Origin of the sequence: Phycicoccus sp. Root101, from assembly GCF_001426245.1 — a bacterium.
Taxonomy (GTDB): domain Bacteria; phylum Actinomycetota; class Actinomycetes; order Actinomycetales; family Dermatophilaceae; genus Pedococcus.
This window is the reverse complement of record NZ_LMCM01000010.1, coordinates 1-12,628: the sequence shown is the minus strand read 5'-3', so window position 1 is coordinate 12,628 and position 12,628 is coordinate 1. Positions and strand designations below refer to the sequence as shown.

The following is a 12,628-nucleotide window of genomic DNA, read 5'->3' as shown; positions in this document are numbered from 1 at the left end:
CCATACCCGGACACGGTCGCGCCGGTGACCCACGAGACCCGTCAGCGGCTCGCACGTCGGGCGCACCGGCAGGCTCAAGGCAGGGCTCACACCGAGGAGGGGTGGCGCGTTCCATGGCTGTGAACCTCCCCGCCTTCCAGCACCTCGTCGACGCGCACTGGCGTGACGTCGCCCGCCTCGCCCACGCCCTGGCCGGGCCGGTGGACGGCGACGACGTGGCCCAGCAGGCGTGGACCCAGGCGTTGGCGGCCTACCCGTCGCTGCGCTCGGCGACCAACCTGCGCGGGTGGCTGCTCACCATCACCCACCGCTGCGCCATGGACGCCCACCGCGGTCGCGGCCGCCGGGCCGTCCCCCACGACGACCCCGCGTCGCTGGTCACCCGCACACCCGCAGCACCGGCCGCCGACGCCCACCTGCCCGACGGACCGCTGTGGTCCGCGGTCGACGCCCTGCCACCGCGGCAGCGGGAGGCCGTGGTGCTCAAGTACGTCGCCGACCTCGACCACCCCACCATCGCGGCCGCGCTGGGCTGTTCGCCCGCGATGAGCCGCCGCCTCGTCAGCGACGCCCTCGCGACACTGCGAAAGGACCTGCCATGAACACCCTGTCCACCGATCCCGCCGCCGCCCTGACCGGGTGGACACCGGACCTGCGACCCCCGACGCTCGAGCCCAGCGACGTGTCGTACGTCGTCGAGGACACCGCTGTCGGCCGGATGCTGTTGGCCCGCAACGCTTCTGGCGCTCTGGTCGCCTCGACGTTCGTCCCCTCCACCGAGGACGAGGACGTCGTCCTGGCCCGGCTCGCGTCGAAGGTCTCCCCGCGGGTGCTGCGCCACCCCCGCGAGCTCGACGAGGCGCGTCGCCAGCTCGACGACTTCCTGGCCGGGCGCACGCGCGGGTTCACGCTGCACACCGACCTGGCACTGGCGTCGGACTTCCAGCGGATCGTCCTGCCCACCCTCGCCTCCTCGGTCGGGTACGGCACGAAGGCGACGTACGGCGAGCTGGCCGCGCGCGTGGATCGCCCCAAGGCCGCCCGCGCCGTCGGGGCCGCCCTCGGCGCCAACCCCTTGTGCGTCGTCCTCCCGTGCCACCGGGTGGTCGCGTCGTCCGGCTCCCTGACCGGGTATGCCGGTGGGCTGGCCGCCAAGCGCTTCCTCCTCGACCTCGAGGCCGGGCAGCCGACAGCGCAGCAGACGGGGCAGCCGACCGGGTAGCCGGTCGGCTGCCCCCTCACTCAGCCGCCGGCCGGCACCTGGGGTGACGGTGCGGCGGCCTGGGCCGCTCGCACGTTCGGCAGCCCGACGATCGCCTCGTCGACCGAGAGCGCCCCGGTCGCCGTGTCGTAGGTGCCGCTCACGCGCACCGGGCTCCCGTACGGCGCCTGCGACCGGTCCACCGAGAACCGCACCGAGGTGCCCTCGACCGTGGCCCGGCCCTCGTGGACGACCGTCCCGTCCGGGCGCACCACCCAGACGTGGACGTCGGCACCACCCGTGCCGTCCCGGTCGTCGGTGAGGACGTACCCGTCGAGCGTGTAGCGCTCGGAGCAGGCCCGCTCCCGCAGCAGGGCCCCGACCAGGCGAGGACTGGCGAACAGGTCGCGGCCCTCCTGCGCCTGCCCCCGCAGGCCCGCGTCCACGGCCAGCGCGCCCGGGGTGTCCCCGCACGTGAAGGTCTGGACGCTGCGGGTGGTCAACGCGATCCCCGGCAGCTCCCGCTCGGCCGAGGCGACCACGGCCGCCTTGCCCAGCCGGGACCGGGTCTTCCACGCGATCGGGACCCCCCGCGTGCGGGTGAAGGTGCTCATCTCGACGGGTTGGACGAGGCTGTCCGCGACGCCCAGCCGGTGGCTGAGCAGCACGCGCGCCATACGGACGTCCCTCCCGACGGGGGTGTCCTCCGGTGGCTGGAGGCGCGCGAGGGTCTCGAGCGCCTGGCTGTCGCCGACCCGGCCGAGGGCCTGGGCGACGCGTCGCTGGACGGTCGGCTCGGGGTCCCCCAGCGCGGTGAGGAGCGCCTCCTGGGACGCGGCACCGGGGATCCGGCCGAGGATGACGGCCGACAGCGCCCTGACGCGGTCGTCGCCGTGACCGAGCACGAGCTCCTGGGACAGGCCCGGCAGGGACGCGGACTCGCGCAGGGCGAGGACCGCGAGGCTCTGCCTGGCGACATCGGGCCGGATGGCCCGGGCCAACCGGCCGAGCTCGGCGTCCGGCCGCTGGTCGACGGGTGTGTAGGTGGGCATGGTCGCTCCTAGCTCCCGGCCCTGACCTGGCACCGGCCACGCATCGTCGATCCCTGGCTGCTCGTGAGGAGCACCGAGGAGCGCGTCGTGACGCAGCACCGGGTCTGGGCCATCAGGTTCTCCCGGGCGGTGGTCGCCGTCGGGCAGGTGTCGCCGTGGTTGTGCGGCAGGTCGAGGTAGTGGCCCATCTCGTGCGCCAGCGTGCGCGACCAGCCGTCGGGGTCGCCCCGACCGGTCTCGCCGCCGATCATGCCGTCGCTCTTGCCGCCCTTGCTGCAGTCGCCGGGCTTCGGTGAGACGCCCAGGACGTTGTCGTAGGTGATGGTCCGGACGCAGAAGACGTCGAGGCCGTCGTTCGGCACGCTCCACTCGTCGGACAGGGTGTCGGACTCCGAGTCGCTGCCGAGGTCGTCGCGCCCGTTGGAGGCAGCCGCGGTGATCCAGTAGTAGCCGACCCGGCCGACACCGAGACCGATCCCGCCGTAGATCTGGCGGGTCCGGTGGATGCCGTAGTCGACCGCGGCCTCCTCGGTGTCGAGAGCGCCGGCGGACAGCACGTCGTACCCGACCTTGATGATGTTGACGTTGATGTGGGGGCCGCTCAGGCCGGTGAAGGCCTGCCCGAGGCTGACGACCACCGGGGTGCTCGTCGTCGGGTCGTTGGGCGCCTTGCCCTGCCAGAACCCCATCACCTCGCGCATCACCGAGAGGTTCCCCACGCCTCCCAGCCCCATGGCGTTCATGGCCTCCCGGACCGAGAGGACGGTCATGGCCCGACCGGCGTCTCGAGCGCGGTGACGCGGGCCGTCAGGTCGGTGACCTGGGTGGTGAGCGTCGTGACCTGACCGGTCAGCGCGGTGACCTGCGCCTGCAGCGAGGCCAGCACGGTGGCGACGTCCTGCCCGGCGACCGAGAGCGAGCCCGGCACCGTGACCGAGCCGTCGATGAGGACGCCGCCGACGTAGTCGCGGTTGAAGTTGACGACGAGCTGGTCCTCCCAGGCGTGCACCAGGGCGCGGCGGTACGGGCTGGACTTGGTGCCCCGCGGCCGGAAGATCGTCGTGGTCCTGCGTCGCTCGGCGCCACCGTCGAGCATGATGTCGGTGCCGAGGTGCTGGGTGACCCGCGACTGCACGACGATCCAGTCGCCGTTGGTCGCCCCCTTGAGGGTCTTGGTGTCGTTGATGGTGACGCCCCCCGGGTAGTCCCGGTCCCAGTTGACGGTCAACCCGTCGGTGAAGTCGTGGACGAGCGCCCGCCGGTAGGGCGTGTTCGTCGAGCGACGCCCCGCCGTGTCGAGCATGAAGTCGCTTGTCGCGGACTTCGTGACGGCCCCCTCCAGGAGGATCCAGTCCCCGTCGAACCTGATGTCAGTCATGCCTGTTCCTTCCCCCGTGCCCGGTCGGGTGACCGGACGGGGAGAGGAGCGGAGGCCGTGCCCCCCTGATACATGAACGGACGCATCCGGGGTCCAGCCACGGCATACGACCGGTATGGGGTCAAACGCGCAGAAGGCGCGCCATCACGGGCGTTCCGGCCGGCCCTGCTGGAGCTGGGCGGTGAGGGCGTCGACGGCCCGGCGCAGGTCGGCGATGGTCGCGGTGTGGGCGTCCGGACGCAGCTCGACGGTCACCGAACCTCCGGGCTCGAGCGCTGCGTGGCGCACCTCGGACAGGGTGGTGGCGCCCTGCTGCTGGATCGAGTTGGTGAGCTCCGCCTCGGTCATGCCCAGGCGGCGCAGCTGGTGGTGGTCGACCACTCCGTCCGTGACCACCTGCGTCGCCTTGCCGCTCAACAGCCAGGCGAGCCGGGGGCTGCGCATCGACCAGTGGTCGAGGACGGCGTTGAACGCGACGAGCACCACGGCTCCGATCAGCCCTCCGACCAGCGAGTTGTCCTCACCGATGATGGCGTTCTGCACGACGTTGCTCAGGAGCAGGACGACGACGAGGTCGAGCGAGTTCATCTGCGCCATCAGGCGCTTGCCGGCGACACGGATGATCAGCGCGATGCCGAGGTAGATGACGACGGTGCGGATCACCTTCTCCAGCACCGGCATCTGGAGGTCGAACAGGTCGCTCCCCACCCCGGTCGGCACGGCGGCGAGGGTGTGGCTCAGGACTGCGGGGACGTGCTCGATCATCGGGGCTCCTCGGGTCGGTCCCGCTCAACGTAATCGCGTCGAGCGGCCCGCGCGCCGGAGTCGGGCCCCGAGCTCAGCCGGCGTTCAGCTGGCCGTCACGGCGTGACGGTGACGCCCTTCCAGAAGGCGACCCGGTCGGTGATCTCCTTCGCCGCGTCCTTGGGCTCGGGGTAGAACCACAGGGCGTCCTTGTTGACCTGCCCGTCGACCTCGATCGACTGGTAGGACGCCGTGCCCTTCCACGGGCACACGCTCGTCGTGTCGGAGTCCTGCAGCAGGTCCTCGCGCACCGAGGAGCGCGGGAAGTAGTGGTTGTTCTCGACGACGACGGTGTCGTCACTTTCGGCGATGACGGTGTCGTTCCAGATCGCGCGCATGCCCTGCTCCTTCGCTGGTGGCACGGCCCTCGCGGCAGTGCCGGACTGTCGACAGGTCGAACCTCGCACAGCCCCACCGTGTTCCCCGGCCGTGAACAAACCGGTTGAGCCGGGTCGCCGCGCCCACCAAGGTGGACTGCGTGCCCGACCGCCTGGACCAGTCCGCCCCGCCGATGTCGTCCGGTGACACGGGTCCCGACGGCCGGGCAGGCATCGACGCCTCCGTGGTCCGCCGGCTGGTCGACGAGCAGTTCCCGCAGTGGGCCGGGTTGCCCGTCCGGCCGGTCCCGGTCGACGGCTGGGACAACCGCACCTACCGGCTCGGCGAGGACCTCTCCGTCCGCCTCCCCACCCACGAGCGGTATGTCGCGGGCGTCGCGAAGGAGGCCCGCTGGCTTCCCGTGCTGGCGCCATACCTGCCCCTGCCGGTCCCGGAGGTCGTCGCGAACGGTCGACCGGGACCGGGGTACCCGCACCCGTGGTCGGTGCGCCGGTGGGTCGAGGGGGCGACCGCCTCGGCGTCGACGGTCCCGGAGGGGTCTGCGTCGACGCGGTTCGCGCAGGATCTGGCCGACTTCCTGGGGGCGCTGCGGGCTGCTCCCGCCGCAGGCGGTCCCCTGGCCGGCGAGCACTCGTTCCACCGCGGCGGTGACCTCGGGGTCTACGCCGAGGAGGCCGAGGAGGCGTTCGGCCGCCTCGAACGGGGCCTCGCGGCAGGCGCGCGCGACGTGTTTCAGACGGCACTGACGACCCGGTGGACCGGTGACCCGGTGTGGTTCCACGGCGACGTCGCCGCCGGCAACCTGCTCGTGCGCGACGAACGGCTCGCAGCCGTCATCGACTTCGGCACGAGCGGTGTCGGCGACCCGGCCTGCGACCTCGTCATCGCCTGGACCTTCCTGGCGGGTCGGGCCCGCGAGGTCTTCCGCGACGCGATCGGGCTGGACGCCGACACGTGGGCACGGGCGCGCGGCTGGGCCGTGTGGAAGTCGGCGGTGGACCTGGACCGGGACGTCGACGCCAACCTGCGCATCCTGGGGGACGTCGTCGCCGAGCACCGCGCCCTCACGCGAACGGGTCGGTGATCTTCCTCAGCTCCACGAGGGTCGCGTAGAGCTCCCAGGCCCGTTGCACCCATGGGCTCAGAGGTCGAGCACGGTCCACAGGGTCGTGCCGTGCTCGGGGTCGACCTCGGTCCGCCCGGACTCGGTGAACCCGAGCTTGGCCAGCACTCGCCGCGACGCGGTGTTCCAGTCCCAGACCGTGGCCCAGAGCCGCTGGTGTCCGTCGGCCCGGGCGTGCTCGATGACGGCAAGTGCGGCCTCGGTCGCATAGCCCTGACCGTGGACGCGGCGCAGCAGCTCGAACGCCAGCTCCGGCTCGTCCCTACCCTTGTCCCCACCCTCGTCCCCACCCTCGGAACCGCGCCCGGAGTGGACCAGGCCGCAGTAGCCGATGACGTCGCCCTCGACCCGGCGCTCGACGGCGAGCAGCCCGGTCGTCCAGACACCGTCGGTGCGGATCGACTCCTCGAGCTCGGCGAGCGTCGGGTGGCCTTCCTTGTTGAGGCGCCGGTGCGGCGGGACTCGCGGGTCGCGCTCGGTCCACAGCTCCCGCTGGACGAACGCCTCCGCGACCCGCCAGGGCCGCAGCAGCAGCCGCTCCGTCGACAGCAGGACGGACATGATCGCTCAGCCGGTGGCGCGCAGGTAGCGGCCGAAGTGGGGGACGGTGAACGCGATCCGGCCACGCTCGCCCGAGTAGATGAGCCCCTTCTTGAGCAGGGCGTCCCGCGCCGGCGACAGCGACTGCGGCTTGCGGTCGAGCAGGGTCGCTACCGCTGAGGTCGGCACCGACTCGGTCTCGTCGACCTCCTCGCCAGACTCGACCATCGCCACCGCGGCATCGGCCATGGCGCGCAGGTACTCCCGCTCGGCCGGCGTGGCCCGCTCGAACCGCGACCCGAAGAACCCGACCGCCAGCTCTGCCTCCGCCTCGGGCGCCGCGACCTTGATGTCCTCGACGGTGATCGGCGTGCGCGGGGCGACGTCCCAGGCGACCTTGCCGTACGCCTGGACGAAGTAGGGGTACCCGGCCGTCGCGGCATACATCGCCTCGAGGGCCTCGGGGGTGAAGTCGGCGCCCTCGTCCTCGGCGGGCGCGACGAGCGCGAGGTCAGCCGCGCTGCGGTCGAGCCGGTCGATGCGCTGGTACCGGAAGAGGCGCTCGGAGTAGGACTTCGACGCGGACAGGACCGCAGGCAGGTGCGGGAGGCCGGCGCCGACGACGATCACCGGCAGGCCCGACTGCGAGATCTCGTGGCAGGCGGCGCAGACCGCGGAGACGTCCTCGGGAGTGAGGTCCTGCATCTCGTCGACGAAGATCGCGACGCCCTTGCCAACGTCAGCGGCGAGCCCGCCCACGTCGGTGAGCAGCTCGACGAGGTCGATCTCGATGTCACCGGAGTCGGCGCGGCCCGTGACGGCGGGGGCGTCGATGCCAGGGTTCCACTTCTCGCGGAGCTTTGCGCCGGGAGCGGAGTCGCGCTGGGCGAACGCCTTGATCACGCCGAGCACGTGGTCGACGTCGTCGCCCTGCGGGTGGCCGAGCTCGCGGACTGCGACGTGCAGCGCGGCCGACAGCGGGCGGCGCAGGCCCTGGTCGGGGCGTGCCTCGAGCTTGCCGGTGCCCCAGTGCGCGCGGACCGCGGCCGAGCGCAGCGCGTTGAGCAGTACCGTCTTGCCGACGCCCCGCAGGCCGGTGAGGACGATGGAGCGTTCGGGCCGGCCTCGCGCGATCCGCTCCAGCACGATGTCGAACGCCTGGAGCTGCTCGTCGCGCCCCGCCAGCTCGGGTGGGCGCTGGCCGGCGCCGGGGGCATAGGGGTTACGGATCGGGTCCACGATCGCAGGGTATGCGTGTGTCTAGGGATATCCCGAGAGGCGCGGATACGTGCCGATCGTGTCGCGCTCGATGCCCGCGTATGCCGCTGTCTAGCCTCATCGCGATACTCACCGATACCCCGTGATCGAGGCCCTGTCGGTCAGATCAGCGGCGGGTGCGGCGGCGGATGATGTGGCCGACGACCGCGGGGATCCAGCCGGTCTCGCCGCGCATCCACCGTCCTGCCACGAGGTTGTGCGGCACGACGACGAACGACCCCTTGAACCCCTCGGTCAGCGACAGGTCGGTGCCGAACACATCGGTGACCACCTGCCAGTCGAGGTCGGTCTTGCGGTCGAGGTGGGAGCCGATGCCGATGGCGTACCGCTCGACGATGGCGGCATGGTCGGGACGGCTGTCCTCGTCGCCGGACGCCCACGCGGCATACGCCTTGTCGAGGCCCTCGCTCAGGGAGGAGAGGTCGTCGACGTCCACGCCCTCCGCCTCGAGGTCCGCGAGTGCGGAGTCGATGCGGGCCTTCTCGTCGGGGCCGAGGCCCTTGACGATCGGCCGCAGCGACTCGCCGTCGTCGACGAGCTGGTCACCGGCCGAGGCGAGCTCGAGCTCCCCCACGGGCTCCGGCTCGGACTCCGAGTCCTTGCGGCGACCGAACCAGGCCATCGTCGGCTACTTGACCGACGCGGTGCCGGAGTCGGCGGTCAGGGGCTTGCCGGCGGCCTCCCAGGCCTTCATGCCGCCGTCCACGTTCGCCACGTCGAAGCCCTGCTGCGACAGCCAGGCCACGGCGCGGGCCGAGCGCCCACCGCCGCGACAGGTGACGGCGAGGGTCCCGGCGTCGGTGTCGGGCAGCTCGTCGAGGCGGGCGGGGAGGTCACCCAGCGGGATGTGCACGGCGCCCGGGGCGTGGCCGGCGTCCCACTCGTCCTGCTCACGGACGTCGAGCATGACGGCGTCGTCGGCGACTTCGGACACGGACACCTGGGGGATGTTCATGGCCGCCATCCTGCCACCGCCGCCCCACGCTCGCCGAGGCATGTCAGGGCGGCCGCGGCTAGGGTCGGACGCATGACTGAACAGGTGCCTGTCGGCCACACCCCGGACCGTGGTCTCACGATCACCCTGAGCACGCCGTTCGTCGAGTCGCTCAGCCCCGAACAGCTCGACCACTACGTCCGCACCGTCGTCACCCTGGGTGAGGCGGCGAACGACGGCTCCTCCCCGTCCGACCTGGCCATGCGCCTCAAGGATGCCCTCGAGGCCGGCGGCGTGCAGCTCCCGCCCACCTCCTACGACCGGCTCGGCGAGCAGCTCACCGAGGCCAGCGGCGCCCCGCTGTCGATCATCACCGACAAGGACCAGCTCCTGTATGGCGAGGAGGACGCGACCGCTGCGGCTCACCGCCCGTCCGCCCCTGCGACCGCCGACCCCGAGCACCCGGACCGCCCCACCTACTCCTGACCGCGGACGCCGTGGACCACCCCCGATCCGTTGCAGGTCCGTTGGATCCACGGGTCCGAGTCGGCCAAGCACAACACCGACCCCGACCTGCAGGTCCACTGGCACGACGACGCCACGGTGGTCCTGCGGCAGAACAAGGCGATCAACTACGAGGCGCCGTTCCTGTTCCTGCTGTTCGGGGCCGAGCGCGCCCTGCTGCTGGACACCGGGGCCACTGCCGACGCCTCCCTGCTCCCGCTGCGCGAAATCGTCGATGCGCTCGTCGGCCAGTGGCTGCAACGCCATCCGCGTCCCGGGTACGAGCTGCTGGTAATGCACACGCACTCGCACGGTGACCACGTCGCGGGGGACGGTCAGTTCGCCGACCGTCCCGACACCACGGTGGTCGACCCCGACCGCGAGTCGATCTACGGCTTCCTCGGGCTGACCTCGGACCCGGACCACTCGGCCCGGCTCGACCTCGGTGGTCGGGTGGTCGACTGCCTCGCGAGCCCAGGCCACGACGCGGCAGCGGTGACGTACTTCGACGCCCGGACCGGGTTCCTCCTGACCGGCGACACGGTCTACCCGGGGAGGCTCTACGTCGAGGACCGGGTCGCCTTCGCGCAGACCATCGACCGGCTCGTCGCGTTCGCCGACACCCACCCGGTGAGCCACGTGGTCGGCTGCCACATCGAGATGAGCACCACTCCGGGCGTCGACTACCCGATCCGCACGACTTTCCAGCCGGACGAGCCGCCGCTGGAGATGACCGTCGACCAGCTCCGTGACGTCCAGCGGGCGGTGGCGCAGGTCGGTGACCGACTCGGCCGCCATGTCTTCGACGACTTCGTCCTGCAGGTCGACGGTTAGAGACAGCCCCGTATGGCGTCGATGAGCGCCTTCCAGCGCGGGTCGCCGTCCGGGCCGATGTTGCGCATCAGGCTGGTGACGTAGCCGAACCCGACCTCGTGCTCCGGGTCGGCGATGCCGAGACGAGCGCCGGCGCCGGTGTGCCCGAAGGACGTCGGGCCGAAGCCGGGCATGCTGGCCGAGGCCAGCTGGTAGCCGAGGCCGAACCGGATGTCGGGGCCGGCCGTGCCGCTCTCGACCAGGGTCTCGACACCGTCGGTCTGAGGTCGGGTCACCGTTGCCCGGGTCTCTTTGCTGATGAGCCGGACGCCGCCCACGGGGCCGAGCAGCGCGGCATACATCGTGGCCAGGGCGCGGGCGTCGGTGATGGCACCGATGGCGGGACGTTCGGCGGCGTAGTGCTCGCGGACCTCGTCGGGGTCGTCGAAGTCGGGGTCCATGGGCGGGTTCTCGCGCAGGAACGCCTGCCGCTGCGCAGCATACGAATTTGGGTCTGGCGCCGAGTCGTCGTCGGGGGTCATCGGGCTCTGCTGCTCCCAGAGGCCGGGCACCACGCGGGGGACGAGCTCGGGCGGCAGCCCCATCCAGAGATCGACGCCGAGGGGTTCGGCGATGAGGGTGCGCACGTGCTGGGCGATGGACTGCCCACTGGCGCGCTTGACGATCTCGTCGAGCAGCGTCCCGTAGGTCACCGGGTGGTAGGCCATCGCGGTCCCCGGCTGCCAGAGGGGAGTCGCACCGGCCAGGGCCGCGGTCACGGCTGGCCCACGGTGCAGGTCGAGGCCTTGCAGGCCGGTGCCCAGCGGCGGGTAGGGCAGGCCAGCGGTGTGGGAGGCGACCATGCCGAGGGTGACGTGGTCCTTGCCTGCGGCGGCGAACTCGGGCCACCAGGTCGCAACGCGTTCCTCGGGGTCGAGGACATCGCGCTCGAGGAGCATCGCCAGCACGGTCGCGGTGACGCCCTTGCTGCACGAGGCGACCATCATCAGCCCGTCCGCGGGCATCGGCCGCTGGTTGACGACGTCGGTGCCGCCCCACAGGTCCACGACCGTGCGGCCGCGGTGCACGACGGTCACAGCCGCGGCGCCGTCGCCGGGGTCGGTGAAGTTGCGGCGGAACGCGTCGGCGACGGGGCCGAAGCCCTCGGCGACGTACGGCTCGGCGGGGCTGGTCATGGTTGCGACCCTAGGCCTCTCTCGGGCGTTGGCGTCCGGCGTCGTCGAGCCCGCGGTCGGGTGTGTGAGTGGGCTCAGCTGGGGGTGTCGCCGAGCTCGCGGTCGGCCCGCGCGAGCCAGGCCAGGGCCCGGATGCTCTCCTAGGTGCCGGGCTTGGCCCCGTCGGCCGCCGTATGCGCCGAGGCCAGCAGACGTGGGCCGTCGGGCAGGTCCTTGGCCTCGATCGCCAGCACCGCCAACGTCTCGACGCTCTCCCACGTGCCGGGCTTCATGGCCGCGGTGGCGTCGAGCGCGCGCTGCAGTGGGGGCCGTCCGTCCACGGGCGTGGCCATCGGATCTCCCTGGTGTCTGTGGTCTTTCGGCGGGTGACCTAAGCCTGTCAGGTGCGGTTGGTGGGGACCCAGGCGTCGAGGGACTCCAGCACCGTGTCGACGACGCTGTGCTTCGGCTCGAAGCCGAGGAGGTCCTTGGCCTTGGCCATCGAGAACATGGGCGCGCGGCCGATGTGCTCCATCGTGGCCTGGGCTGCCTCGGCGTGGACGCGCTGTCCGAACTCGGCCCACGGCGCGAACTCGAGCTTGGGCTCGTGGCCGAAGTGGCGGGCGACGAGCTCGGCGTACCCGCGTAGGGTGAGCGCCTCGGTGCAGACGCTGTTGAAGCTCTCGCCTGTTGCCTTGTCCGGGTGGTCGAGGCAGGCCTGGTGCAGGCCGGCGACGTCCTCGGCGTGGACGTGGTGGATCGTCTCGCCGCCACGGTCGGGCAGCAGACAGGAGCCGTTCTCGCGGAGACGGTCGATGACGCCGGGGTCGAGGTTGCCCTGCGGGTTGATCGCCATCCAGCCCGGACCCGAGATGTGGCCGGGGTGCACGACGCTGGCGCGGACGCGGTCCTGGCTCGTGAGGTACTGCTCGACGGCTAACTTGTTGACGCCGTACTCGCCGTATGGGTGCTTGGGCGCGTCTTCCTTCGTCGGGACCAAGGCGCTCGCGCCGTAGGACCAGACGGTGCCGGTGTGGATGAGGTGCTGGCCGTCCAGGGCTTCGACGAGCTGACGTGCCTGGTCGGGGGTGAAGCAGGTCAGGTCCATGACGGCGTCGGGATTGAGGTCGACAACCGTGGCCCCGAAGGTGCCGTCACGCTCGGCGGCTTCGCGGTCGCAGACGACCATCTCAATGTCTTGCCAGCGGTCATCGTCGCGGTACGCCTTCTGCGTTCCCCGGCTGATCACCACGGGTCGCGTGGCCCGCCTCGACCAGGCTGGGAGCCAAGTAGGTTCCGATGTGTCCAGTACCGCCAATGACGACTACGCGCATGCCTCGACGCTATCCGCCAGCGCGAAAGCCCGCCGATCAGCAGGTTCCCCACTCCGGCACCCTTCTGTTGTCAAGCGGTCGCTTTGAGGCCCTCCCGAGGACTCTTCCGGGGCGCGGCTGTCGGGCGTAGCGTCGGGTCCGCGGGTCCGGGGG

At 71.8% G+C, this 12,628-nt stretch carries 17 protein-coding genes; 5 read left to right on the top strand and 12 right to left on the bottom strand.

Annotated elements, in window-relative coordinates:
* Positions 1 to 113: 113 nt before the first annotated feature.
* A complete protein-coding gene (locus ASC58_RS16935) occupies positions 114 to 602 on the top strand; it encodes an RNA polymerase sigma factor (RefSeq protein ID WP_056916007.1) in 489 nt (162 codons plus the stop codon).
* Entirely contained in the window at positions 599 to 1,222 is a 624-nt protein-coding gene (locus ASC58_RS16930) for a methylated-DNA--[protein]-cysteine S-methyltransferase (RefSeq protein ID WP_056920148.1), read from the top strand. Before ASC58_RS16935 ends, ASC58_RS16930 begins: the two co-directional genes overlap by 4 nt.
* Positions 1,223 to 1,242: 20 nt before the next feature.
* Here the strand turns inward: ASC58_RS16930 and ASC58_RS16925 are convergent, their stop codons facing one another.
* From ASC58_RS16925 to ASC58_RS16905, 5 genes are all read right to left on the bottom strand, one after another.
* Complete coding sequence (locus ASC58_RS16925) at positions 1,243 to 2,253, bottom strand: HEAT repeat domain-containing protein (RefSeq protein ID WP_056920147.1); 1,011 nt, start codon at positions 2,251 to 2,253, stop codon at positions 1,243 to 1,245.
* Between the two features lie 8 nt (positions 2,254 to 2,261).
* Positions 2,262 to 3,023, bottom strand: coding sequence for a hypothetical protein (locus ASC58_RS16920; protein WP_056920146.1), 762 nt, complete (start codon positions 3,021 to 3,023; stop codon positions 2,262 to 2,264).
* Positions 3,020 to 3,631, bottom strand: a complete 612-nt coding sequence (locus ASC58_RS16915; protein WP_056916010.1) for a hypothetical protein — start codon at positions 3,629 to 3,631, stop codon at positions 3,020 to 3,022. The genes ASC58_RS16920 and ASC58_RS16915 overlap by 4 nt, the downstream gene beginning before the upstream one ends.
* Before the next feature lie 144 nt (positions 3,632 to 3,775).
* Positions 3,776 to 4,396 (bottom strand): DUF421 domain-containing protein, encoded by a 621-nt coding sequence (locus ASC58_RS16910; protein WP_082553420.1) that lies wholly within the window; start codon positions 4,394 to 4,396, stop codon positions 3,776 to 3,778.
* Between the two features lie 95 nt (positions 4,397 to 4,491).
* The gene (locus ASC58_RS16905) at positions 4,492 to 4,773 is read right to left on the bottom strand and encodes a DUF427 domain-containing protein (RefSeq protein ID WP_056916011.1); all 282 of its coding nucleotides are present in this window, start codon (positions 4,771 to 4,773) and stop codon (positions 4,492 to 4,494) included.
* 140 nt (positions 4,774 to 4,913) lie between these two features.
* Between ASC58_RS16905 and ASC58_RS16900 the strand changes: the two genes are divergently transcribed.
* A complete protein-coding gene (locus tag ASC58_RS16900; RefSeq protein ID WP_235529298.1) occupies positions 4,914 to 5,858 on the top strand; it encodes an aminoglycoside phosphotransferase family protein in 945 nt (314 codons plus the stop codon).
* Positions 5,859 to 5,915: 57 nt separating this feature from the next.
* Here the strand turns inward: ASC58_RS16900 and ASC58_RS16895 are convergent, their stop codons facing one another.
* The 4 genes from ASC58_RS16895 to ASC58_RS16880 all read right to left on the bottom strand — a co-directional run bounded on the left by ASC58_RS16895 (position 5,916) and on the right by ASC58_RS16880 (position 8,670).
* On the bottom strand, positions 5,916 to 6,458 hold the full coding sequence (locus tag ASC58_RS16895) for a GNAT family N-acetyltransferase (protein WP_056920145.1): 543 nt from the start codon (positions 6,456 to 6,458) through the stop codon (positions 5,916 to 5,918).
* A gap of 6 nt (positions 6,459 to 6,464) precedes the next feature.
* Positions 6,465 to 7,676, bottom strand: a complete 1,212-nt coding sequence (locus tag ASC58_RS16890) for an ATP-binding protein (RefSeq protein ID WP_056920144.1) — start codon at positions 7,674 to 7,676, stop codon at positions 6,465 to 6,467.
* A gap of 145 nt (positions 7,677 to 7,821) precedes the next feature.
* Positions 7,822 to 8,337: a DUF3806 domain-containing protein gene (locus ASC58_RS16885; RefSeq protein WP_056920143.1), complete on the bottom strand. Its 516-nt coding sequence runs from the start codon at positions 8,335 to 8,337 to the stop codon at positions 7,822 to 7,824.
* 6 nt (positions 8,338 to 8,343) lie between these two features.
* Positions 8,344 to 8,670 carry a rhodanese-like domain-containing protein gene (locus ASC58_RS16880; RefSeq protein ID WP_056916016.1) on the bottom strand — a complete coding sequence of 109 codons (327 nt, stop codon included), beginning with the start codon at positions 8,668 to 8,670 and terminating at the stop codon, positions 8,344 to 8,346.
* Between the two features lie 72 nt (positions 8,671 to 8,742).
* Here ASC58_RS16880 and ASC58_RS16875 point away from each other — a divergent pair, with 72 nt between their 5' ends.
* Complete coding sequence (locus tag ASC58_RS16875) at positions 8,743 to 9,135, top strand: hypothetical protein (RefSeq protein ID WP_157598560.1); 393 nt, start codon at positions 8,743 to 8,745, stop codon at positions 9,133 to 9,135.
* A 30-nt stretch (positions 9,136 to 9,165) separates the two neighbouring features.
* Positions 9,166 to 9,987 (top strand): MBL fold metallo-hydrolase, encoded by an 822-nt coding sequence (locus ASC58_RS16870; RefSeq protein ID WP_056920141.1) that lies wholly within the window; start codon positions 9,166 to 9,168, stop codon positions 9,985 to 9,987.
* On the opposite strand, the gene ASC58_RS16865 is transcribed toward ASC58_RS16870, so the two are convergent.
* From ASC58_RS16865 to ASC58_RS16855, 3 genes are all read right to left on the bottom strand, one after another.
* Positions 9,984 to 11,162 (bottom strand): serine hydrolase, encoded by a 1,179-nt coding sequence (locus ASC58_RS16865; RefSeq protein ID WP_056920140.1) that lies wholly within the window; start codon positions 11,160 to 11,162, stop codon positions 9,984 to 9,986. The genes ASC58_RS16870 and ASC58_RS16865 overlap by 4 nt on opposite strands.
* Before the next feature lie 140 nt (positions 11,163 to 11,302).
* Positions 11,303 to 11,494, bottom strand: a complete 192-nt coding sequence (locus ASC58_RS16860; RefSeq protein WP_056920139.1) for a hypothetical protein — start codon at positions 11,492 to 11,494, stop codon at positions 11,303 to 11,305.
* Positions 11,495 to 11,541: 47 nt separating this feature from the next.
* A complete protein-coding gene (locus tag ASC58_RS16855; RefSeq protein ID WP_200947859.1) occupies positions 11,542 to 12,390 on the bottom strand; it encodes an NAD(P)-dependent oxidoreductase in 849 nt (282 codons plus the stop codon).
* Between the last annotated feature and the right edge of the window lie 238 nt (positions 12,391 to 12,628).

Coding starts and splice junctions, on each gene's coding strand:
- ASC58_RS16925 (WP_056920147.1), bottom strand. CDS start 2,253: ATGCCCACCTACACACCCGTCGACCAGCGGCCGGACGCCGAGCTCGGC.
- ASC58_RS16860 (WP_056920139.1), bottom strand. CDS start 11,494: ATGGCCACGCCCGTGGACGGACGGCCCCCACTGCAGCGCGCGCTCGAC.
- ASC58_RS16905 (WP_056916011.1), bottom strand. CDS start 4,773: ATGCGCGCGATCTGGAACGACACCGTCATCGCCGAAAGTGACGACACC.
- ASC58_RS16895 (WP_056920145.1), bottom strand. CDS start 6,458: ATGTCCGTCCTGCTGTCGACGGAGCGGCTGCTGCTGCGGCCCTGGCGG.
- ASC58_RS16910 (WP_082553420.1), bottom strand. CDS start 4,396: ATGATCGAGCACGTCCCCGCAGTCCTGAGCCACACCCTCGCCGCCGTG.
- ASC58_RS16880 (WP_056916016.1), bottom strand. CDS start 8,670: ATGAACATCCCCCAGGTGTCCGTGTCCGAAGTCGCCGACGACGCCGTC.
- ASC58_RS16885 (WP_056920143.1), bottom strand. CDS start 8,337: ATGGCCTGGTTCGGTCGCCGCAAGGACTCGGAGTCCGAGCCGGAGCCC.
- ASC58_RS16915 (WP_056916010.1), bottom strand. CDS start 3,631: ATGACTGACATCAGGTTCGACGGGGACTGGATCCTCCTGGAGGGGGCC.
- ASC58_RS16920 (WP_056920146.1), bottom strand. CDS start 3,023: ATGACCGTCCTCTCGGTCCGGGAGGCCATGAACGCCATGGGGCTGGGA.
- ASC58_RS16935 (WP_056916007.1), top strand. CDS start 114: ATGGCTGTGAACCTCCCCGCCTTCCAGCACCTCGTCGACGCGCACTGG.
- ASC58_RS16865 (WP_056920140.1), bottom strand. CDS start 11,162: ATGACCAGCCCCGCCGAGCCGTACGTCGCCGAGGGCTTCGGCCCCGTC.
- ASC58_RS16930 (WP_056920148.1), top strand. CDS start 599: ATGAACACCCTGTCCACCGATCCCGCCGCCGCCCTGACCGGGTGGACA.
- ASC58_RS16875 (WP_157598560.1), top strand. CDS start 8,743: ATGACTGAACAGGTGCCTGTCGGCCACACCCCGGACCGTGGTCTCACG.